Consider the following 21626-nt stretch of genomic DNA (forward strand, 5'->3'; position numbering starts at 1 on the left):
ACCCCCGACGCATCCGCCATCAGAAGATCATCGGCCGGTCGTCGTCGAGCTCGGTCTCGAGGTCGAGGTCGACGACCACCGGCACGTGGTCGCTCGGCGCGTCGCCGGAGCGCTCGTCGCGGTCGATGCGGGCGCGCGAGACGAGCTCGGCGAGCTCGGGGCTGCCGAGCACGAAGTCGATGCGCATGCCCTCGTCCTTGTTCCAACGGCCCGCCTTGTAGTCCCAGTAGGTGTAGCCGGGGGCACGGTCGCGCACCACGTCGACGAGGCCCGCCTCGAGCAGCGCCCCGAACGCCGCGCGCTCGGGCTCCGACACGTGCGTCGCGCCGTCGAAGACGCCGATGTCCCACACGTCGGTGTCGAGCGGGGCGATGTTGAAGTCGCCCATGAGCGCGAGCGGCTGGCCGCGCCACTCGTCGAGCAGGCCCGTGAGCACCCGCAGCCACTCGAGCTTGTAGCCGTAGTGCGCGTGGGTGAGCTCACGGCCGTTCGGCACGTAGAGGCTCCACAGCCGCACGCCCTCGACCGTCGCGGCCATGGCGCGCGCCTCGACCACCGGGTCGCCCGTGTTCGCGTAGCCGGGCTGGCCGGGGAAGTCGCGCTCGACGTCGCTCATCGGCAGCCGCGAGGCGATCGCCACGCCGTTCCACTGGCTGAAGCCGTGCGCCTGCACCTCGTAGCCGGCCGCCTCGAACGCCTCGTAGGGGAACTGCTCCGTCTTGCACTTGATCTCCTGCATGGCGAGCACGTCGACGTCGCTGCGCTCGAGCCAGTCGACGATGCGGGCCGTGCGGGCGCGCACGGAGTTCACGTTCCAGGTGGCGATGCGCATGGGATCGAGCCTACGGGCGCGGCGGATGCGTCGTCACGCGCGGGCGCTCCGGTCGCCCGGGATCGCGCGGGCCGGGGCGCGGATCGGGGCGCAGCGCGGGGGACAGGGCATCATGGAGGGATGGGCATCGCGCGCGACCGCTACCTGCAGGCTCTCGATCTGTTCTCGGCAGAGGCCAGAGCCGGCGCCGACCGCTTGGGCCTCCCGTCGGCCTGCAGCGCCTGGTCGATCGCCGACGTCATCCGCCACGTGACCGGCGTGCAGGCCGAGCACGCGGGCTCCGCGCTGCTCGGCGCAGCCCGCGGCGAGCACAGCCCGGAGACGCCGCACGACGCGGTGATGGCGGGCGGCAGCGACTTCGAGGCGGTCGAGCAGTGGGAGGAGCTCGCGATGCGGCTCCGTTCCGCCGCGCACGACGCCGACGAGGAGCGCTTCGCGGCGCTGCCGATGCCGACGCTCGACATGGCCCTCCACGCGTGGGACATCCGCTGGGGCGCGGCGCGGGTCGGCCTCGCGCACAACCTCGAGTTCCCGGCCGAGCTCCTCGAGTGGATGGAGGCGTACCGCGACGGCGCCGACGAGGACGCCATCCGCGGCCCGGGCATCTTCGAGCCGGCCATCGAGCCGCCCGCCGACGCCACGCGCTCCGAGCGCTTCGCCGCCTGGACGGGCCGCGAGCCCCGCACGGGCTGCGAGCCGCGCCGCGACCTCATGCCGGCGCCCACCCGCGCCTCCTGACCGCCGCCGCACGCGGGCGGCCGTAGCCTAGGGACGTGACCGCGCGCGACCAGCTCATCCAGCTCATCCGTGACGAAGCCGTCTTCCACGGCGACTTCACCCTCACGAGCGGCAAGCGGGCGAACTACTACATCGACCTGCGCAAGCTCTCGCTCGACCACCGCGCCGCGCCCCTCATCGGCGACGTGCTGCTCGACCTCATCGCCGACATCCCCGACGTCGCCGCGGTCGGCGGGCTCACGATGGGCGCCGACCCGCTCGCGAACGCCGTGCTGCACCGCGGCCTCGCCCGCGGGCTCGAGGTCGACGCCTTCGTCGTGCGCAAGGAGCCGAAGGACCACGGCCGCGGCCGCCAGATCGAGGGCCCCGACCTCGCCGGCAAGCGCGTGGTCGTGCTCGAGGACACCTCCACCACCGGCGGCAGCCCGCTGAAGGCGATCGAGGCGCTGCGGAAGGTCGGCGCCGAGGTGGTCGCCGTCGCGGTGATCGTCGACCGCGCCACCGGCGCGCAGGCGGCGATCGAGGCGGCGGGCGTCGAGTACCGCGCGGCCATCGCGCTCGACGACCTCGGACTCTCTCCGCAGTGATCGGCGGGCGCATCCGCCGTGCCACACTTGATGTCTGACAGGCGGATGCGGGAGGTCACGTGGGCGGAGTGCTCATCGGCTTCGCCACCATCGGCTTCGTCATCTTCGTCGGCTGGCTGCTCGCGCGCCTGAAGGTCGTCGACCAGGAGGGCCGGCTGGTGCTCAACCGCACCTCCTTCTTCGCCGCGAGCCCCGCGCTGCTGTTCATGGTGCTGAGCGAGGCCGACGTCGGCCTGCTCTTCTCGAGCGTGCTCGCCGTGGCGCTGCTCGCCTTCGTCGCCGTCGCCCTCGTCTACACGCTCGTCGCGCGCCTGTGGCTCACGAAGGACCCGAGCCGCATCGCACTCGCCGCCACCGCATCCGGGTACTCCAACGTCAACAACATCGGCCTGCCTGTGGCGATCTACGTCATCGGCGACGCCGGGTTCGTCGGGCCGATGCTGCTGCTGCAGCTGCTCGTGCTCGCGCCGCTGCTGCTCGCGACGCTCGACATCCTCACCGCCGGGCGCGCGTCGTTCATGTCGATCGTCACGCAGCCGCTGCGCAACCCGATGCTCATCGCCGCCGCGCTCGGCGCCGCCGTCTCGGCGCTCGGCATCGAGCTGCCGGAGCCGGTGCTCGCCCCGCTCGAGATCCTCGGCGGCGCCGCGGTGCCGCTCATGCTGCTCGCCTTCGGCATCTCGCTCGGCGGCGACCGGCCGCTGCAGCCGGGCACGGGCCGCCGCGAGGTGTGGCTCGCCGTCGCGCTGAAGTCGGCCGCGATGCCGGTGATCGCCTACCTGCTCGCGCGCTTCGCGTTCGGCCTCGACGAGCAGCTCGTCTACGCGTGCACCGTGATGGCGGCGCTGCCGACCGCGCAGAACATGTACCAGTACGCGCTGCGCTACGACCGCGGCACCGTCATCACCCGCGACATCGTGCTCATGACGACGCTGCTGTCGCTGCCGGTGATGCTGCTCATCGCCTGGCTGCTGAAGCCCGCCTAGGCACCCGGCCACTCGGCGAGCGGCGGCGCGGTGCGCAGCGCGTCGGTCGGCACCGGCAGCTCCCAGCGCTGCGGCTCGCCCGGCCCGACTGCGCCGAAGTCGTCGAGCTTCACGCGCACGAGCTCGGGGGTGAGCTCGGTGACCCGCACCCGCACGTCGGCTCCGTCGACCGACAGCAGGAAGGCATCCGTCAGCCACGCGAGGCTGTGCGCGTCGAGCAGCTCCTCAGCGGCGAGCCAGTCGCCCGGCTCGGCGAGCGGCCTGCCGAGCAGGTCGATCGGCTGGAAGCCGTCGCCGGCCTCGCGCACGTAGCCGACCACCTCGCCGTCGGCGCGGCGGTGCGGCATCCAGTCGCTGGGGATCACGCCCCCGACCCTAGGCGCTGGCCGACCGTCTCCGGTACCGATCTGCGGATGCGCGAGCCCGGCACCCGCGGATCGGTACCGGAACGCGGGGGCCGCCTCGGGCGAGGCCGCGCCGCGGCAGGCGGCGTAGCGTGGAGGCGTGAGCTTCGCCGAGCGCCTCCTCAAGCCGCCCCCGCGGATCGTCGCGGGCGAGCCCGGCACCGGATGGCTCGGGCTCGTGACGTCGTGGGCGGCGGTCGGCTTCGGCGCGGCCGCGGCCGCCAAGGCCGGCGGGCTGCTCATCTCGTTCGACGACGGCGCGTGCGGCGTGCACTCCGAGACCGTATGCCAGGTGGCCGGCTGGGGCGGGCTGCTCATGGGCGTCGTCGTGCTCGCCGTCGGCGCGCTGCTCGGCATCGTCGTCGCGCGCGGCTTCGGCCCGCCCACCATGTGGTGGGTGCTGCCGGTGATGCTCGGCGCGCTCGCGCTCGCGCCGTTCCAGGCGGCTCCGGGTGCGACGATCGCGTGGGCGTGGCTGCTCGTCGCGGGCGTCGCCGCGCTGCTCGCGCTCGCGCTCGGCGGCATGGTCGTGCGGCGCGGCCGCGCGGCGCTGTTCGGCTGGATCCGCCTCGACGGCCTCGACGCGCGGGAGGTGCCGCACCGCCCCGTCGACCAGCTGGTCGCGCCCGCGGCGCTCGCGGTCGCCGTGGCGGCCGGTGCCTTCGGGGCGCTCGTCATCCGCCTGCTCTCGGAGGCCTGAGCACCCGCGCGCCCCCGCGCATCCGCCCACTCGTCGTCCGTCAACCGGCTCTGTGCGGCGCCGACCGGACTATCCGGCCGGCCGCGCACAGAGCCGGTCGGCGAACCGGGCCGGTCGGCGAACAGGGCCGGTCGGCGAACGGGGATCGCGCCTCAGACGTCGGCGCGCGGCTCGTCGAGCTCCGACTCGGGCACGTCGGGCTCGACGAGCTCGAAGACGCCCTCGAGCATCTCGTCGGGGCGGAACGGGTAGGTCTCGACGAGCGACGGGTCCGAGATGCCGGTCATCACGAGCACCGTGTGCAGGCCCGCCTCCATGCCCGCGATGATGTCGGTGTCCATGCGGTCGCCGATCATGCCGGTGACCTCCGAGTGGGCGCCGATCTTGTTGAGCGCCGAGCGGAACATCATCGGGTTGGGCTTGCCGACGATGTAGGGCACGCGGCCGGTCGCCTTGGTGATGAGCGCGTTGATCGCGCCGGTCGCGGGCAGGATGCCGTTGGCGCTCGGGCCGGTCGCGTCGGGGTTGGTCGAGATGAACCGCGCGCCGCCGGCGATGAGCCGGATCGCCTTCGTGATCGCCTCGAACGAGTACGAGCGCGTCTCGCCGATCACCACGAAGTCGGGGTCGGTCTCGCGCATCGTGAAGCCGATCTCGTGCAGCGCGGTGATGAGGCCCGCCTCGCCGATCACGAAGGCCGAGCCGCCCGGCATCTGGTCGTGCAGGAAGTCGGCGGTGGCGAGCGCGCTCGTCCACAGCCGCTCCTCGGGCACGTGGAGGCCGGATGCCTTGAGGCGCGCCGCGAGGTCGCGGGGCGTGAAGATCGAGTTGTTGGTGAGCACCAGGAACTCGACGCCGCGGTCCTGCCACTGCTGCAGGAGCTCCTTGGCGCCGGGGAGGGGCCGCTCCTCGTGGACGAGCACGCCGTCCATGTCGGTGAGCCAGCATTCGATGTCGGCACGGGTGCGCATGGCATCAGGCTACGCGGCGGCGTGTGTCGGCGGCGTGAACATCCGAATTCGTTCGGTTTTGAATCATCCTGGGCGAAGCCTGAGGTTGCATCGGCTGATCTTGAGGAATCCTCCAGCCAACTCCCGTTCGCGCTGAGGGTTGCTCAATACGTTGATGGCACCCCAGCGCCGGGGTCCGCGAGGCAGCGCGCTCGCATGCGCACGCCGCGATCCCGATGCACCCAACCTGTCACGAAGGTCTCCTCGCCATGCCCGCACGGATGTCCGCCGTCCGCCGCGCGCTCGCGGCGCTCGCGGCGTCCTGCGTCGCCGTGCTGCTGGCGGTCGTGCTCGCGCCGACGGCCGCGAGCGCCGTGCCCGGGCCGGAGTCGGGCCTCGGCGGCACGCTCTACTGGGAGGTCGTCGACGCCGCGGGCGCGCGCGTGCCCGGCGCCGCCTTCACCGTCGGCTCCGAGAACGGCGGCAACCCGAGCTCCTGGACCGACGGGCTGACGACGATCGCCGACTGCGCCGCCTCATGCAGCTCGGGCGACCGCGATCCCGACGGCGGCGAGCTGCAGGTCGTCGCCTTCGGCACCGGCAACCGCTCGTTCCGGGTGACCCCCGTCTCGGCGCCCGCCGGGTACGAGTTCGTCTCGGCCACGCCGCTCGTGACGCAGCCGAGCAACAGCTGGGACGGCACCCGCGACCTCGGCGACGTCGTCGTGCGCCGCACCGGCCCCGTCTCGTGGCCCGCGGCCACCTGCGCGGCCGGCACCGCCTACGCCGTCTCGCGCACCGGTGACGTGCGTTCCGTCTCGAGCACGGGCACCAGCGCGGGCTTCGGCGGCTGGAGCGGGCTGGCGGGCGACGTCAACGCGCTCGGCATCGGCGCCGACGGCGAGGCGATGTTCGCGCTCCAGCGCAGCGGCGACCAGGTCGTGCAGATCCTGCGCTACCGCACGACCGACGGCTTCCAGCGGCTGCCGGGCACCGCGTGGGACCCGCCGGGCACGGGCACGATCGTCGCCGGCGCCGTCGGCCACGACGGCCGCTACTACTTCGGCGTCACGGGTGCGGCCACCGGCACGGTCGCCTTCGCCATCCACCGCTTCGACCCCGCGACCTCCGCGTTCTCGACGGTCGGCACGATCGACACCGGCGTCGTGAGCTCCTCCGGCAGCAACGGCGACCTGGCGTTCGACGCCGCGGGCAACCTCGTGCTCGTCTCCGCCTCGGGCTCGAGCGTGACCACCTATGCGGTGCCCGCCGCATCCGTCGCGGCCGCGACCGGCGGCGCGCTGCCCGCGACCGCGAGCGGCCCGCACACGCTCGGCGCGCTCACGGGCGTCAACGGCGTCGCCTTCACGCCCGACGGCTCGGTCGTGCTCGGGGACGACGCATCCGCGGCCCGGTTCGACCCGCTCACGTTCGCGCAGCTCGACGTGGCCCCCCTCAGCATCGGCGGCTCGAGCACCGACCTCGCCAGCTGCGGCACGCCGCCGAGCCTCACGATCCGCAAGGACGTCGTGGGCCGGGCGCAGGCCGGTGACCAGTTCCGCCTCGAGCTGCGCACCGCCGACGGCGCTGTGCGCCGCACCGCCACGACCGCGGGCGACGCCCTCGGCGTGCAGGCCGCGACGATCGCGACCGCGCCCGTGCGCGCCGGCCAGACCTACACCGTGCGCGAGCTCATGGGCTCGGGCGCCGCCATCGACGCCGCCGCCTACGGCGCCTCGCTCGCGTGCACCGGAGCCGCCCCCTCGGGCTCCGGCGCATCGCAGGCCGTCACGATCCCCGCGACCACCGGGGCGACGGGCGCGCAGGTGGTCTGCACCTTCACGAACACCCCGCTCGTCACGACCGTGATCGTGCGGAAGGACGTGGTGGATGCGTCGGGCGGGGCGCGGCAGGCGCGTGCCGGCTGGGCGGTGACCGCCTCCGCCTCGGCCACCGCCGGCGCCGTGGCGCAGGCCCCCGCCGCCTCCCCGAGCGGCCAGCTGACCGGCACCGACGGCGCCGCCCGCTGGACGGTGCGCCACAGCACCGCCGCCTCGGTCGCCTCGATCGCGGTCGGCGAGGTGCAGCAGCCGGGCTTCGCGCTCGTGAGCGCCTCGTGCACGGTGACCGCGCCGGGCGGCGCGACCTCGACCGTGGCCTTCGCGAGCGCGACCGGCGGCAGCGTCCCGGGCGTCGCGGCCGGCTCGACCGTCGACTGCCGGTTCGTGAACCGGGCGATGCCGACGACGCTGACGCTCGTGACCGAGGCGATCGGCGGCGCCGCGGCCTCGAGCTGGACCCTCGGGGCCGCCGGCCCCGCAGGATCGCTCGCCGGCCCGTCGGGGACCACGGGCGCGTCGGCCGCCGTCACCCCGGGCATCGCCTACGCGCTGAGCGCGACCGGAGGCCCCGCGACCTACGCCCCGGAGCTCGTCGACGGCGAGGCATGGCGCTGCGCCGACGCCGCCGGCAGTGCCGTCGCCGCGACCGGCTCGAGCGTCGTCGTGCCCGAGGGCGCGAGCGTCACCTGCACGATCGTGCACTCCACGGCGCAGCTCGTGCTCCTGCAGCGCGTCGAGGGCGGCGGCTCGCTGCAGCCGGCCGACTTCCAGCTGACGGCGACCCCCGCCGCGGGCACGCCGTCGCTGCCGGCCGCGACCCGCGCCGGCACCGACGCGCTCGCCGAGGCGAGCGCCATCGAGGTGCGGCCCGGCCGGGCCTACGAGCTCACCGCCGCCTCCGACGCGCTCCACGTGCCGCTGCGCCTCGAGCGCTACACGGGCGCCGTCGGCGCCGCCGGCGAGCTCGACGAGCGCGCGTGGGAGGCGGTCGCCTCGCCGACGGCGGTCGTCGACGCGCGCAGCACCGCGATCTACCGCTTCGTCGCTGCCGCGCCCCTGCCGCTCGTGCTGCCGCTCACCGGCGGTCTGGGCGCCGACGCCTACCGGATCGGCGGCCTCGCGCTGCTGCTGCTCGCCACCGGCGTCCTCGCCGTCCGCGCGCGACGCGGCTGGCGCATCCGCGACCCCCAGGCCCGGCCCGAGCCCCAGACCTCCGCATCACCCCAGACCTCTGCATCACCCCAGGAAGGAACCGCCACCATGGCAACCATCTCCACCCGCCGAGCGGCGCGCCTCGCCGCCGGCGTCGGCGCCGTCGCGATCGCGACCGTCGCCGTCCTCGGCGCCGCGGCACCCGCGTCGGCCGCCTCGACCATCGACGCCGACCCGGCCGCGACCGGCTCGATCGTCGTCCACGCCTTCGAGCAGCCCGCAGCCGACGGCTCGATCGGCACCGGCGAGCCGCTCGACGCCGCCGCCGTCGACGGCCTCGAGGCGATCGCCGGCGTCGAGTACACCGTGAGCCGCGTCGCGGGCCTCGACCCGCGCGACGACGGCTTCTGGGAGCTCGTGCCGACGCTGACCGCGAGCGGGCTCACCGACCCGGCGTCGCCCTACGCGCTCGACGCGCTGCCGCCCCAGACCACCGGCGCGACCGGCGAGACCGCCTTCACCGGCCTGCCCCTCGGGCTGTACGTCGTGCAGCAGTCGGGTGCCCCGGCCGCGACGCCCGGCGCCCCCGCCGTCGTCATCCCCGCCGAGCCGTTCCTCGTCGTCCTGCCGCAGGCGGTCGAGGCGACGAGCGACTGGCTCTACGACGTGCACGTCTACCCCAAGAGCACCACGGCGCTCGCGACCATCGCTGCGAGTGACGCCGATCACCAGGTCGTCGGCACCCGCATCGGCTGGACCATCGCCACGCGCGCGCCGAAGGCGACGCAGGGCACGGGCCTCGACGCCTACGCCGTGACGACCGAGCTCGACCCGCGCGTCGCGCTCGTCGACGGCTCGCTCGTCGTCGCGCTCGGCAGCACGACCCTCGTCGAGGGCGTCGACTACACGATCGCCGCCCCCGCGGCCGGCGAGGCCGGCGGCACGCTGACCGTCACCTTCCTCGCCCCCGGCCTCCAGGCCCTCATCGCCAGCCCGGGCGCCGCAGTCGACGTCGCCTACGAGACGACCGTGCAGGCGCTCGGCGACGGCCGCCTCGTCGGCGACGCCGCCGTCTCCGTGAACGGCGCGACGGTCCCGGCCGCCGCCGGCACCGACGCCTGGGGCGCGGTCGAGCTCTTCAAGCACGACGGCACCACCCCCGACGGCGCGCTCCCGGGCCGCGGCCTCGCCGGCGCGGTCTTCGAGCTGCGTGACGCCGACGGCGTGCCGCTGCTCCAGCAGGGCACGACCGAGCCGATCCGGTACACGACCGACGCCCACGGCTTCATCCGCATCCCCGGCCTCCGCACCGACGGCACGACCGCCCTCGAGTACCAGCTCGTCGAGATCGAGGCGCCCGCCGGCTACCTGCTGCCGGCCGCCGAGGCCGACCGCGTGCACGCGTTCCAGGTCGCGACGGGCAGCTCCGACGCCATCGAGGTCACGGTCGAGAACGAGCAGGCGCCCGCCTACGCGCTCCCCGTCACCGGTGGCGACGGCCAGACGATGTTCCTGATCGGCGGCGCGGGCCTGCTCCTGCTCGCCCTCGGCGTCGCCCTCGTGCGCCGCCGCCGCACGGCCGACCAGCAGGCCTGATCCTCTCGCGGCCCCGCGGCAGAGGCACCCCTCCGCCGCGGGGCTGCACCGCATCCGCGCCCGGACCCCGGCGCGGATCCCGCCCCGACCGCAGGAGCACCGTGACGACCCTCGCCTCCCCGCTCGCGGCGCATCCCGTGCCCGTGTCAGGGGCCCGAGGGCGTCGCCGGGCGCCGCGGTCGACGCTCGCCGTCGCCGTCATGGCGATGGTGGGCGTCGCGGTGCTGCTCTACCCCACGGCGGCCAGCTGGTTCTCGCAGCTCGAGCAGCGCGGCCGCGTCGACGCCTACGCCGACGTCATGGAGCAGCTCGGGCCCGAGGGGCGCCTCGAGGAGCTCGCCGCCGCGCGCGACTACAACGCGTCGCTCCGCGGCGGCGCGCTCATCGACCCCTACGGCCGCACGCCGCTCGCCGATCAGCGCGCGATCGTCGCCGCCTACGAGGAGCAGCTCGACCTCGGCCCGGGCGAGGTGATGGCGCGCATCCGCGTGCCCTCGATCGGTGTCGACCTGCCCATCCACCACGGCACCGACGAGGCGACCCTGCGCCGCGGCATCGGCCACCTGCTGGGCTCGGCGCTGCCGGTCGGCGGCGCCGGCACGCACAGCGTGCTCACCGGGCACCGCGGGCTGCCCGAGTCGGTGCTGTTCACCGACCTCGACGAGGTCGTCGTCGGCGACGTCTTCGAGGTCGACGTCTACGGCGAGGTGCTCTCCTACGCGGTGCGCGAGGTGCAGGTCATCGAGCCCGGCGACACCGACCTGCTGCTGCCCGAGAGCGGCCGCGACCTCGTGAGCCTCGTCACCTGCACGCCGCTGGGCGTCAACAGCCACCGCATCATCGTCACCGGCGAGCGCATCCCCACCCCGGCCGACGCGGCGACCGCGGCGGTCGCCCCGCTCGCGCCGCCGTGGTGGGCGGTCGCGCTCGCGTGCGGGTGGGGCGTCGCCGCCGCGTACCGGTCGCACGCCGCGCGGCCCGTGCCGGGGTCGGTCGCGCGCCGCCTGCTGCCGGGCCTGCCGCGCCGCTCCCACCGCGACGACCACATCATCGTCTGACGCCTAGCCTGGGAGCGTGGACCCCCTCGACGAGCCCCAGCTCGAGGTCGGCGTCGGGCCCTGGGCCGGCCCCTGGCCGGCCGACGACCGCTACGACCCCGAGCTGCTCGAGCAAGGCGACCGCCGCAACGTCGTCGACGCCTACCGCTACTGGCGGCTCGAGGCGATCGTCGCCGACCTCGACACCCGGCGGCACCCCTTCCACGTGGCGATCGAGAACTGGCAGCACGACCTCAACATCGGGTCGATCGTGCGCACCGCCAACGCCTTCACCGCATCCGCCGTGCACATCATCGGCAAGCGCCGCTGGAACCGGCGCGGCGCGATGGTCACCGACCGCTACCAGCGCGTCGAGCACCACGAGAGCGCGGATGCGTTCGCGGCGTGGGCGCACGGGGAGGGCCTGGTCGTCGTGGCCGTCGACAACACGCCCGGCAGCGTGCCCGTGGATGCGGCGCCGCTGCCGGAGCGCTGCGCGCTGCTCTTCGGGCAGGAGGGGCCGGGGCTGACGGAGGCGGCGATCGCGGCGGCGGATGCGCACGTCGCGATCCGGCAGTTCGGCTCGACGCGCTCGATCAACGCGGCCGCGGCGGCGGCGATCGTGATGCACGAGTGGGTCCGCGTGCACGCGCCGGTGGCCGAGTAGGGGCCTCCCAGCCCGCTGGTCGAGCCGCTCGGCGCCCACCCGCTGGTCGAGCCGCTCGGCGCCCGCAGGGCGCTGAGCGAGTCGAGACCACCGCGTCCGGCGGCGGTGTGGTCTCGACTCGTGCCGTCGCCTCCGGCGACAGCACGGCTCGACCGGCGGAGGGGCCGGCCACGGTGTGGTCTCGACTCGTGCAGTCGCCTCCGGCGACAGCACGGCTCGACCGGCGGAGGGGGTGCGGCGACGGCACGGCTCGACCAGCGGAGGGTGCGGCGACAGCACGGCTCGACCGGCGGAGGGTGCGGCGGAGAGGCCGGCGAGGTGCGGCTACGCCTCCGGCTGGCACCTCGGGCACCACTGCACCTGCCGCAGCATGCCGTCCTCCATGCCGAGCATCGCGTCGCGGATGCGCGTGCCGCACCGCAGGCACGGCCGCCCGCCGCGGCCGTACACCCACGTGCGCCGGCCGTTCCGCGTGTCGCCCGTGAAGGTGCGCTCGACCCGGTCGCGGTTCGCGACCATGAGCCGCCGCGCGAGCGCGACGAGCGGCTCGACCGCGACCTCGGCGATGGGCGTCGTCGGGTGCAGCCCGCGCAGGAAGCACAGCTCGCCCCGGTAGACGTTGCCGAGCCCGGCGACCGCGCGCTGGTCGAGCAGCGCCACCCCGACGGGCGCGCCCGTGGCCCGCAGGCGGCGTGCGGCCTCGGCGGCCATCGCGTCGTCCCACGCGGGGTCGAGCAGGTCGGGCCCGAGGTGCGCCACCGCATCCCAGTCCCGCTCCCTCGGCAGCAGCTCCAGCACCGGCAGGCTCGACCCGACGATCTCGTGCTCGGCGGTCGCGAGCACGACGCGGATGGTGTGGGTCGCGACGGGCGCGCGGCGTCCGGGCTCGAGCACGTGCCAGAGGCCGTCCATGCCGGCGTGCGAGTGGATCGTCCACCGCTCGCCGCGCATGAGCAGGTGCTTGCCGACGCTGCGCACCTCCTCGATGCGCTCGCCGGCGAGGTCGGCGGTCGCGAGCGCCGGCACGCGGAAGTCGCTGCTGGTCAGCTCGCGGCCGGCCATCACCGCGCCGAGCCGCACGGCGGCGCGGTGGATCGTGTCGCCCTCGGGCATCAGCGGCCCCCGCCGGCCGCAGCGGCAGCGGCGCTCACGGCCCGATCCTGAAGCCGCGCGGCGTGCGCCGCAGCCCCGCGCGCTCGAGCAGCGCGGCGACGTCGTGGTCGAGCGACGAGCGGCCGTCGACCTCCTCGATCACGCGCCGCTTGCGGCTCACGCGCACGACGGCGTCGACGAGGCTCTCGAGCGCGCGCACGAGCGTCGCCTCGTCGTCGGTGAACGTCACGAGCGAGCGGCCGCCGCGCTCGAGGTGCAGCACGGCGCGACCGCCGACGATGGTGGTGAGCGCGCCGACGCGCCGGGCGGGCCGCTGGTCGCCGCGCGGCTCGGGCCAGGGGAGCGACGCCCCGAACGGGTTGGCCGGGTCGACGGCCGGCACGGTCGCCACCGCATCCGACGGGCCGCTCGACTGCCGCGCCCGCAGCGCGTCGACGACCGGCGAGTCGGCGAACTGCGCGGCGCCGAGCCCGTCGACGAAGTAGCCGCGGCGGGTGTGGCCGGCCTCCTCGAACGCCTTGAGCACCTGGTAGACGCCGTGGAACCCGCCCGGCACGTCCTCGGCGACCACGCTCCCGCGCGTGACGACCCCGTAGCGCGCGAGCAGCGCATCCGCCGTCTGCGCGGCGCGCTCGGTCGCCGACCCGGCGGGCGCCGAGGCGAGCAGCCAGCGGCCCGCGAGCGTCGGCAGCGCCTCGGTGCGCATGGGCCGCGCAGTCGCGAGCCGCCGGCGGCTCACCGGCGCGGCACGGCGGCTCGGCGCGGGCGCGGTGCGCGCGCGGGCGCCGAGCAGGTGCGCGCGCAGCGGCGCGATCGTGTCGTTGGTGATGCGCCCGGCCCAGACGAGCGGCCACAGCACCTCGCCGAGCTTCGCGAGGTCGAAGGCGAGGATGTCGCTCAGCTGCTTGGCGAAGAGCGCGCCGCCGCCGCCGAGCGCCTCGAGCAGGGCGGATGCGTCGGGGTCGTCGTGCGCGGTGTCGAGGCGCTGCTCGACGGTGTCGGCGGGGCGCAGCACGACGCGGCCGTCGCGGCCCGTGAGCGCCCCCGCGCCCGCCCAGGTCACGAGGCCGGCGGCCGTGAGCTCGTCGAGCATCGACGGCCGGTAGTCCTTCACGCGCGAGGGCAGGATGAGCGTCTCGAGCGCGCTGAGCGGCAGCGGCACCCCGTCGAGCCGGTCGATCGCCTCGAGCACCCCGTCGGTGCCGGTGAGCGGGCGCGTGACGCGCTGGTGGGCGAGCAGGTGGTCGGCGAAGACGGCGTGGTCGACGGGCTCGACGTCGCTGCGCAGTGCCTGCAGGCTGCGGCGCTTGAGGCGCGAGAGCACCTGCGCGTCGATCCACTCCTCGCCGGTGCCGTGCGCGCGGTAGGCGCCGGGCACGACGCGCCCCTGCACCTCGAGCGCCCGCAGGGCCGACCGCACGACGGCGGGCGCGAGCGTCAGGCGGGCGGATGCCTCCTCCACCGTGAACGGCCCGTGCGTGCGTGCGTGCCGGGCGACGACGTCGCCGATCGGGTCGGCGACGGTGTCGAGCAGCGCCGAGGGCACGCCTTGCGGCGGCGGCACGCCGAGCGCGTCCCGGAGCCTGGCGACATCCTCGATCGCGGCGTACGGCTCGCGGTCGCCGATGCGCACGCGCACGACGCGGCGGGCGGCGACGAGTCCGTCGGCGAGCGCCGTCGCGGCGGCCTCGTCGAGCGGCCCGTCGTCGCCCTCGAGGCGCTCGGCGAGCTCGGCGGCGGTGAGCGGGCCGAGCAGCCGCAGCAGGTCGGCCGCGCCCTCGGCGCCCTTCGCGCGCCGGTCGGGCGCGAGGCGCTGCAGCTCGAGCTCGGTGCGCTCGACGATCGCGGGGTCGAGCAGCTCGCGCAGCGCCGACTGCCCGAGCACCTCGGCGAGCAGCGCCGGGTCGAGCGTGAGCGCGGCGGCCCGGCGCTCGGCGAGCGGCGCGTCGCCCTCGTAGAGGAACGCGCCGACGTAGCCGAAGAGCAGGTGGTGCGCGAAGGGGGAGGGGCTCGGCGTCTCGACCTCGATGACGCGGATGTCGCCGTGCTGCAGCCGCTCGGCGATCGACCGCAGCGCCGGCAGGTCGTAGGCGTCCTGCAGCACCTCGCGGAGCGCCTCGAGCACGATGGGGAAGTCGGGGTAGCGCTTCGCGACGTCGAGCAGCTGCGCGGCCCGCTGCCGCTGCTGCCACAGCGGCGCGCGCCGGGCGGGGTCGCGCTTCGGCAGCAGCAGCGCCCGCGCCGCGCACTCGCGGAAGCGGCTCGCGAACAGCGCCGTGCCGCCCGCCTCCGTCTCGACGATGCGCTCGAGCTCGTCGGGCTCGAAGCGGATGAGGTCGGCGCCGGGCGGCTCGGCGTCGGAGTCGGGGATGCGGATCACGATGCCGTCGTCGGAGGCCATCGCGGCCGCGCCGAGGTCGCGGTCCTCGCGCAGCCGCCGGTCGATGGCGAGCGCCCACGGCGCGTGCACGCGGCGGCCCCAGGGGGAGTGCACGATGAGCCGCCAGTCGCCGAGCTCGTCGCGGGAGCGCTCGACGACGAGCTGCGCGTCGGTCGGCACCGCGCCGGTCGCGGTCAGCTGGTCGCGCACGTAGGCGTCGAGGTTGCGGATCGCCCGCTCGTCGGAGTGCGGCAGGTCGATGCCCGTGCCGGCGGCGAGCGCCGCGGTGGCGCGGCCGATGGATGCGCCGAGGTCGGCGGGCCTGCCCTCGGCGTCGCCGTGCCAGAAGGGCAGCTTGCCCACCTCGCCGAACGCGGGCACGACGAGCACGCGGTCGTGGGTGATGTCGACCACCCGCCAGCTCGTCGCGCCGAGCGCGAAGACGTCGCCGGTGCGCGACTCGTAGACCATCTCCTCGTCGAGCTCGCCGACGCGCGCGCCGGGCTTGCCCTCCTGGCCCGCGAGGAACACGCCGAACAGGCCGCGGTCGGGGATCGTGCCGCCGGAGGAGACGGCGACCCGCTGCGCGCTCGGCCGCCCCGTGAGGGTGCCCGCCTCGCGATCCCACACGACGCGCGGCCGCAGCTCGGCGAACTCGTCGCTCGGGTAGACGCCCGAGACGAGGTCGAGCGTCGCGTCGAACGCGCCGCGCGGCAGCTGCGCGAAGGGCGCCGCCCGGCGAACGGTCTGGAACCACGCGTCGACGTCGAGCTCGTCCATGGCGGCCGCCGCGACCGTCTGCTGCGCGAGCACGTCGAGCGGGTGCCGCGGCATGCGGATCGGCTCGAGCTCGCCGCGCGCCATCCGGTCGGCGACGACCGTCGCGTGCAGCAGGTCGGCGCGGTGCTTCGGGATGATCACGCCGCGCGAGGCGTCGCCCACCGAGTGGCCGGCGCGCCCGACGCGCTGCAGGCCGCTCGCGGTGCTCGGCGGCGACTCGACCTGCACGACGAGGTCGACCTCGCCCATGTCGATGCCGAGCTCGAGGCTCGAGGTGGCGACGACGCAGCGCAGCCGCCCCGACTTCAGCTGGTCCTCGATCTCGGCCCGCTGCTCCTTCGACACCGAGCCGTGGTGGGCGCGCGCGAGCGGCGGCGCCTCCGCCTCGGCGCTCTCGCCGTGCTCGCGCGCCGCGGCGCGCTCGGCGAGGCGGAGGCGGATGTGCTCGGCCACGTCGCGCAGGACGACGCCGTCCCCGGCGCCCTCCGGCGCATCCGCCGCCTCCGCCTCGAGCGCGTCGAGGCGCTCGGCGTCGAGCTCGTTGAGCTTGGCGGTGAGCCGCTCGGCCGCGCGGCGCGCGTTGACGAAGACGATCGTCGAGCGGTGCCGGTCGACGAGCTCGAGCACCTCGCGCTCGATGTGCGGCCAGATCGACTGCTGCTCGGGCTGGTCGACGGCCCCGAAGGCGCTGCCGGTCGGCGGCGAGCCGGCGCGCTCGCGCTGCTGCGGCGCGCGCAGGTCGGTCATGTCGTCGACGGGCACGGTGATCGTGAGCTCGATGCGCTTGTCGCTCGGGGGCGCGACGACGGTCACCGGCGCCGGCCCGCCGAGGAACGCGGCGACCTCCTCGACGGGCCGCACGGTCGCCGACAGCCCGATGCGCTGCGCCGGCCGCGCGAGCTGCGCGTCGAGCCGCTCGAGGCTGAGCGCGAGGTGCGAGCCGCGCTTCGTCGGCACGACCGCGTGGATCTCGTCGACGATCACCGTCTCGACGGTGCGCAGCGTCTCGCGGGCGCGGCTCGTGAGCAGCAGGAACAGCGACTCGGGGGTCGTGATGAGGATGTCCGGCGGGTGCTTCGCCTGGGCGCGGCGCTCCTCCTGCGGGGTGTCGCCGGTGCGCAGGCCGATGCGGATGGGCGGCGGCTCGGCGCCGTCGGCGCGGCCCTGCGCGGCGATGCCCGCGAGGGGCGCGCGAAGGTTGCGGTCGACGTCGACGGCGAGCGCCTTGAGCGGCGAGACGTAGAGCACCCGCACGCCGGGCTCCCGCTCGGCGTGCGGCTCGGCGTCCTCGCGGTGCAGCCGGTCGATCGACCAGAGGAAGGCGGCGAGCGTCTTGCCGGAGCCGGTCGGGGCGACGACGAGCGTGTGGTCGCCGCGCGCGATCGAGGTCCACGCCTCCTGCTGCGCGGGGGTGGGAGCGGCGAAGGCCCCCGTGAACCACGCCCTGGTCGCGGGGGAGAACAGCTCGAGCGCGTCGCCCACCGGCTCAGTACAGCACAGCCGCCTTGGGGGACGACCGGGGGAGGATGGGGGGATGCACGCGCATGCCGACCCGGCCCCGATCCCGCGCTCCGCCGCCGTCGAGGCGGCCGGCGCCGACCCCTCGCCCACGGCGGCGGTGACGATCGATCGCGGCACCGGCGCGGCGCTCGCGGCGGATGCGTCGGGTGCCCTCCCGAGCGACGTGGCGGCGGCGCTCGCGGCCGGGCCGGCGCTCGCCGCCGCCGTGCCGCTGCCCGCGGCCGGCGCGACCGCCGAGCGGCTCGAGGCGCTCGCGACGCTCGGCGCCCACGACCTCGAGGTCGCGCGGGCGGTCGAGCCGCACCTCGACGCGATCGCGATCCTCGCGGAGGCGGGCGTCGAGCCGCGACCCGGCGCCTACGGCGTCTTCGCCGCCGAGGGCCCCGGCATGCGCCTCGAGCTCGAGGGCGGCCGGCTGACGGGCGAGAAGCCGTGGTGCTCGCTCGCCGACCGGCTCGACCGCGCGCTCGTCTCGGCGTGGCAGGGCGACGAGCGCGTGCTCGTCGACGTCGACCTGCAGCAGCCCGGCGTCGAGGCCGTCGCCGGCGCCTGGCACGCGCGCGGGCTCACCGGCATCCCCTCCGGGCCCGTGCGCTTCGACGGCGCCGCGGCGACGCCGGTGGGCGAGCCCGGCTGGTACCTGCGCCGCCCCGGCTTCGCGTGGGGCGGCATCGGCGTCGCCGCCTGCTGGCACGGCGGCGCGGTGGCCGTGGCGAGGCGGCTGCTCGACGGCGCGGGGGATGCGCCGCTGCGGCTCGCGCACCTGGGCGCGGTCGACGAGGCGCTCACCGCCTCCCGCCTGGCGCTCGCCGACGCCGCCCGCCGGATCGACGCGGGCGACGTCGACGACCCAGGCATGCTCGCGCTCCGCGCCCGCGGGATCGTCGCGCGCGCGGTCGAGGAGGTGCTCGCGCGCGTCGGCAGGGCGCTCGGCCCCGGGCCGCTCGCGCTCGACGCCGAGCACGCCCGCCGCGTGGCCGACCTGCAGCTCTACGTGCGGCAGCACCACGCCGAGCGCGACCAGGCGTCGCTCGGCGCCGCGCTCGTCGCCGACCGCGCGGGGCGACCGTGGTGAGCGCGACCGGGCCCGCCGGCGGGCCGCCGCGCTTCGACGGCGCCGACGCCGGCACCGCCCACGCCGACTGGCTCGCGAGCGCGGCGCTCCGCGAGGCGCCGGTGCTCGAGGCCGAGCCGAGCGCGCTGCTCGTCGTCGCCGCGCACCCCGACGACGAGGTGCTCGGCGCCTACGGCTCGATGCTCGCCGCCGCGCGCCGCGGCGCCGCCGTCACCGTCGTGGTCGCGACCGACGGCGAGGGCTCGCACCCGGGCTCGCCGACCGTCGACCCGACCGCGCTCGCGCGGCTCCGGCGCGCCGAGCACGAGGCGTCGCTCGCGGGGCTCGGCGCCCGCATCGTGCGGCTCGGGCTGCCCGACGGCGCGCTGCAGGAGCGGCGGCGCGAGCTCGTGACGGCGATCGCGCCGCTCGTCGCGGCGCTGCCCGAGGACGGCCTGGTCATCGCGCCCTGGGCGCACGACGGGCATCCCGATCACGAGGCGGTGGGGGATGCGTCGGCCGCGGTCGCGCGCGAGCTCGGCCGCGTGTGCGCCTGGGCTCCCATCTGGTCGTGGCTGTGGGGCGAGCCGGGGCTGTTCGACGGCGCTGCGCTGCGGCGCGTGCCGCTCGACGACGCCGCGCGCGCGGCGAAGGCGACGGCGATCGCCGCGCACCGCTCGCAGGTGGCGCCGCTCTCGCCGCACCCGGCAGACCGCGCCGTGCTCACGCCGACGATGCTCGAGCGGTTCGCGGGCGACGAGTGGCTGCTGCTCGCGCCGCCCGCCGCCGCGACGGCCTTCGACGACCGCTACGCGGGCGAGGGCGACCCCTGGTCGACCCGCGACTCCTGGTACGAGCGGCGCAAGCGGCAGGTCGTGCTCGCTGCGCTGCCCGAGGAGCGCTACCGCCTGGCGCTCGAGGTCGGCTGCGGCACCGCGACGCTCACCGCCGAGCTCGCCGGCCGCTGCGACGGCGCGCTCGGCGTCGACGCCTCGATCCCCGCGCTCGCCGAGGCGCGCCGCACGATCGCCGGCGCGGCGAACGCCTGGATCGAGCACCGCGCGGTCGAGCACGGCCTCCCAGCGGCCGCCGTCGACCTCGTCGTGCTCAGCGAGATCGGCTCCTACGTCGAGCCGCGGGTGCTCCGCGGGCTCGTCGAGCAGGCGCGCGACCGCGGCGCGCACATGGTGCTGTGCCACTGGCGCGGCGAGGGCGACGACCTCCTCGCCTCGGCCGACGAGGTGCACGCGCTCGCCGTCGGCGTGCCGGGCCTCCGCCGCATCGTCGAGCACCGCGACGAGCGCTTCCTCGTCGACGTGCTGGTGCCCGCGTGAGCGCCCCGCGCATCCGCCGCCTGCTCGTCGTCGTGCCGGCGCGCGACGAGGCCGGGACGGTCGCCGCGTGCGTCGCGAGCGTGCACGCCGCCGCGGCGGCGCTCGCCGAGGCGCGGCCCGAGATCGAGGTGCGCCTCGTCGTCGTCGCCGACGCGTGCGCCGACGCCACGGCCGCCGTGGCGCGCGCCGCGGGCGCCGACGTGCTCGAGATCGACGCCGCCGCCGTCGGCGTCGCCCGGCAGCGCGGCGTCGAGCACGGCCTCGGCGCCGATCCCGCCGACGGCCGCAACTGGATCGCGACGACCGACGCCGACAGCGTCGTGCCGCGCTCGTGGCTGCTCGACCACGCCGGCGCCGCCGATGCCGGCGCCGACCTGCTCGTCGGTCGCGTCGAGCCTGACGCCGCGCACCTGCCGCCCGGTGCGCTCGCCGCCTGGCGCGCGGCGCATGACCACCTCCCGGTGGGCGCGTCGGTGCACGGGGCGAACCTCGGGGTGCGGGCGGATGCGCTGGCGCGCGTCGGCGGGTTCGCCCCGGTCCGGCTGCACGAGGACGTCGACCTCGTCGCGCGCCTCCGCGGGGCCGGTGCCGTCGCCGACGCGGTCGAGCGCGCCGCGGTCGTGACCTCGGGCCGCACCCGCAGCCGGGTGCGGGGCGGCTTCGCGAGCTACCTCGCCGCGCTGCCCGACTGCGCCTGACCGGCCTGCGCCTGACCGGCCCTGCGGCGCGCGGCTGCGTCGCTCGCCGCGCTCAGCGCGAGAGCGCCTCGAGCACGTCGACCGCCGCGCCCGTGCCGTCCTCGCGTGCCATCCGCCGCGCGGCCTCCGCGGCCCGGTCGCGGCAGCGGAGGGCGTCCTCGATCGCGGCGTCGAGCCGACGGGCGTCGGCGCCGCGCCGCACCGGCGCCGCGGCGAGGCCGCGGCGGTGCAGCGCGGCGGCCCAGAACGGCTGGTCGGCGAGGAACGGCATCACGACCGAGGGCGCGCCTGCCCGCACGGTCGCGTGCGCGGTGCCGGCGCCGCCGTGGTGCGCGGCGACGAGCACCTGCGGCAGCACGTGCTCGTGCGGCGCGGCGTCGACCGCGAGCACGTCGGCGCCGAGCAGATGCGCCGGCACGTCGGCGCCGCCCCAGCCGCGCATGACGAGCGTGCGGAGGCCCAGCGCCCGCGCCGCCTCGACGAACGCGGCACCGCGGCGGAGCGGGTCGCCGGACGCCATCGAGCCGAAGCCGACCGACAGCACGTCGCCGCCCTCGAGGAAGCGCTCGAGCTCCGGATCGAGCGGGGCGCTGCCGCCGAGCTCCGCCCACGCCCCGGTCAGGTGCACCGACGGCGGCCAGTCGGCGGGGCGCTGCAGCAGCGTGGGGCTCACGGGCACGAGCGTCGCGCCGGTGCGCGGCGGTGCGACGGGGTCGCCGAGCAGCGCGGAGGCTTCGCGCATCTCGCCGCGGAACATCGCGCCCGCGGCGGCCGTCAACCGGTAGCTCGCGCGGTTGAGCGCGGCCGGGCCCGCCGGCAGCGTGCCGGCGGCCGGGAACGCCGACGTCGGGGTGACCGACGGGACGAGCTCGGCGAGCACGCTCGCCGCTCCGACGCGGGCGGCGGCGAGCGGCGCCGACAGCACCTTGGGGTGGTGCACGATCGCATCCGGGGCGTGCTCGAGGGCGATGCGGGCGCTGTCGACGATCACCGCGCGCATCGCAGGACGCACCACGCGACGGAAGGCGCGCATGGCGCGCACGGGCGAGCCACCCTGCTCCTCGATCATGCGCCGGTAGTCGACGTCGAGCTCGCGCACCTCGACGCCGGTCGCCTCCGACGCGAGCGCCGCCGTGCCCCGGGGGCCGACGAGCAGCACCTCGTGCCCGCGCGCGACGGCCCGCCGGCCGAGGGCGACGAACGGCTCGACGTCGCCCCGCGAGCCGGCGGTGACCAGCAGGAGCCTCATGCCCGCG

16 protein-coding genes are annotated in these 21626 nt (G+C 76.4%); 10 read left to right on the forward strand and 6 right to left on the reverse strand.

Features of this window, described 5'->3' with window-relative positions; translation table 11 throughout:
* Positions 1-19 precede the first annotated feature (19 nt).
* Positions 20-832, reverse strand: a complete 813-nt coding sequence (locus J2X49_RS06120) for an exodeoxyribonuclease III (RefSeq protein WP_128189498.1) — start codon at positions 830-832, stop codon at positions 20-22.
* 120 nt (positions 833-952) lie between these two features.
* Here J2X49_RS06120 and J2X49_RS06125 point away from each other — a divergent pair, with 120 nt between their 5' ends.
* The 3 genes from J2X49_RS06125 to J2X49_RS06135 are packed head-to-tail and all read left to right on the forward strand — an operon-like array spanning position 953 to position 3143.
* The gene (locus J2X49_RS06125) at positions 953-1570 is read left to right on the forward strand and encodes a hypothetical protein (RefSeq protein ID WP_246992495.1); all 618 of its coding nucleotides are present in this window, start codon (positions 953-955) and stop codon (positions 1568-1570) included.
* A 35-nt stretch (positions 1571-1605) separates the two neighbouring features.
* Complete coding sequence (gene pyrE / locus J2X49_RS06130) at positions 1606-2157, forward strand: orotate phosphoribosyltransferase (RefSeq protein ID WP_246992493.1); 552 nt, start codon at positions 1606-1608, stop codon at positions 2155-2157.
* Positions 2158-2216: 59 nt separating this feature from the next.
* Complete coding sequence (locus J2X49_RS06135) at positions 2217-3143, forward strand: AEC family transporter (protein WP_246992491.1); 927 nt, start codon at positions 2217-2219, stop codon at positions 3141-3143.
* On the opposite strand, the gene J2X49_RS06140 is transcribed toward J2X49_RS06135, so the two are convergent.
* Entirely contained in the window at positions 3140-3508 is a 369-nt protein-coding gene (locus tag J2X49_RS06140; RefSeq protein WP_246992490.1) for a hypothetical protein, read from the reverse strand. The two genes, J2X49_RS06135 and J2X49_RS06140, sit on opposite strands and share 4 nt — an antisense overlap.
* A 139-nt stretch (positions 3509-3647) precedes the next feature.
* On the opposite strand from J2X49_RS06140, the gene J2X49_RS06145 reads away from it, so the two are divergent.
* The gene (locus tag J2X49_RS06145; protein WP_128189494.1) at positions 3648-4247 is read left to right on the forward strand and encodes a hypothetical protein; all 600 of its coding nucleotides are present in this window, start codon (positions 3648-3650) and stop codon (positions 4245-4247) included.
* A gap of 152 nt (positions 4248-4399) precedes the next feature.
* Here J2X49_RS06145 and J2X49_RS06150 read toward each other — a convergent pair whose 3' ends face one another.
* Positions 4400-5218 (reverse strand): HAD-IIA family hydrolase, encoded by an 819-nt coding sequence (locus J2X49_RS06150; RefSeq protein WP_128189493.1) that lies wholly within the window; start codon positions 5216-5218, stop codon positions 4400-4402.
* 260 nt (positions 5219-5478) lie between these two features.
* On the opposite strand from J2X49_RS06150, the gene J2X49_RS06155 reads away from it, so the two are divergent.
* The 3 genes from J2X49_RS06155 to J2X49_RS06165 all read left to right on the forward strand — a co-directional run bounded on the left by J2X49_RS06155 (position 5479) and on the right by J2X49_RS06165 (position 11490).
* A complete protein-coding gene (locus J2X49_RS06155; protein WP_310123807.1) occupies positions 5479-9786 on the forward strand; it encodes a SpaH/EbpB family LPXTG-anchored major pilin in 4308 nt (1435 codons plus the stop codon).
* Between the two features lie 101 nt (positions 9787-9887).
* Positions 9888-10844 (forward strand): class C sortase, encoded by a 957-nt coding sequence (locus J2X49_RS06160; protein ID WP_310123810.1) that lies wholly within the window; start codon positions 9888-9890, stop codon positions 10842-10844.
* A 16-nt stretch (positions 10845-10860) separates the two neighbouring features.
* Positions 10861-11490, forward strand: a complete 630-nt coding sequence (locus J2X49_RS06165) for a TrmH family RNA methyltransferase (RefSeq protein WP_246992488.1) — start codon at positions 10861-10863, stop codon at positions 11488-11490.
* A 324-nt stretch (positions 11491-11814) separates the two neighbouring features.
* On the opposite strand, the gene J2X49_RS06170 is transcribed toward J2X49_RS06165, so the two are convergent.
* Together J2X49_RS06170 and J2X49_RS06175 are read right to left on the reverse strand one after the other, a co-directional pair.
* Positions 11815-12603, reverse strand: a complete 789-nt coding sequence (locus J2X49_RS06170) for a DNA-formamidopyrimidine glycosylase family protein (RefSeq protein ID WP_310123814.1) — start codon at positions 12601-12603, stop codon at positions 11815-11817.
* Between the two features lie 34 nt (positions 12604-12637).
* The gene (locus tag J2X49_RS06175) at positions 12638-17245 is read right to left on the reverse strand and encodes an ATP-dependent helicase (protein WP_310123817.1); all 4608 of its coding nucleotides are present in this window, start codon (positions 17243-17245) and stop codon (positions 12638-12640) included.
* Positions 17246-17297: 52 nt separating this feature from the next.
* Here J2X49_RS06175 and J2X49_RS06180 point away from each other — a divergent pair, with 52 nt between their 5' ends.
* The 3 genes from J2X49_RS06180 to J2X49_RS06190 are packed head-to-tail and all read left to right on the forward strand — an operon-like array spanning position 17298 to position 20370.
* Positions 17298-18359: an acyl-CoA dehydrogenase gene (locus J2X49_RS06180; protein WP_310123819.1), complete on the forward strand. Its 1062-nt coding sequence runs from the start codon at positions 17298-17300 to the stop codon at positions 18357-18359.
* Positions 18356-19672, forward strand: coding sequence for a bifunctional PIG-L family deacetylase/class I SAM-dependent methyltransferase (locus tag J2X49_RS06185; RefSeq protein WP_310123821.1), 1317 nt, complete (start codon positions 18356-18358; stop codon positions 19670-19672). The genes J2X49_RS06180 and J2X49_RS06185 overlap by 4 nt, the downstream gene beginning before the upstream one ends.
* Positions 19669-20370, forward strand: a complete 702-nt coding sequence (locus J2X49_RS06190; RefSeq protein ID WP_310123823.1) for a glycosyltransferase — start codon at positions 19669-19671, stop codon at positions 20368-20370. Before J2X49_RS06185 ends, J2X49_RS06190 begins: the two co-directional genes overlap by 4 nt.
* Positions 20371-20422: 52 nt before the next feature.
* Here J2X49_RS06190 and J2X49_RS06195 read toward each other — a convergent pair whose 3' ends face one another.
* The gene (locus J2X49_RS06195) at positions 20423-21619 is read right to left on the reverse strand and encodes a glycosyltransferase (RefSeq protein WP_310123826.1); all 1197 of its coding nucleotides are present in this window, start codon (positions 21617-21619) and stop codon (positions 20423-20425) included.
* Positions 21620-21626: the final 7 nt, after the last annotated feature.

This window comes from Agrococcus sp. BE272 (genome assembly GCF_031457935.1).
Classification (GTDB): domain Bacteria; phylum Actinomycetota; class Actinomycetes; order Actinomycetales; family Microbacteriaceae; genus Agrococcus; species Agrococcus sediminis.

Bases quoted from the DNA above. Each gene is read 5' to 3' on its own strand.
- J2X49_RS06120 (WP_128189498.1), bottom strand. From the start codon at position 832: ATGCGCATCGCCACCTGGAACGTGAACTCCGTGCGCGCCCGCACGGCC.
- J2X49_RS06125 (WP_246992495.1), top strand. From the start codon at position 953: ATGGGCATCGCGCGCGACCGCTACCTGCAGGCTCTCGATCTGTTCTCG.
- J2X49_RS06150 (WP_128189493.1), bottom strand. From the start codon at position 5,218: ATGCGCACCCGTGCCGACATCGAATGCTGGCTCACCGACATGGACGGC.
- J2X49_RS06155 (WP_310123807.1), top strand. From the start codon at position 5,479: ATGTCCGCCGTCCGCCGCGCGCTCGCGGCGCTCGCGGCGTCCTGCGTC.
- J2X49_RS06170 (WP_310123814.1), bottom strand. From the start codon at position 12,603: ATGCCCGAGGGCGACACGATCCACCGCGCCGCCGTGCGGCTCGGCGCG.
- J2X49_RS06180 (WP_310123819.1), top strand. From the start codon at position 17,298: ATGCACGCGCATGCCGACCCGGCCCCGATCCCGCGCTCCGCCGCCGTC.
- J2X49_RS06195 (WP_310123826.1), bottom strand. From the start codon at position 21,619: ATGAGGCTCCTGCTGGTCACCGCCGGCTCGCGGGGCGACGTCGAGCCG.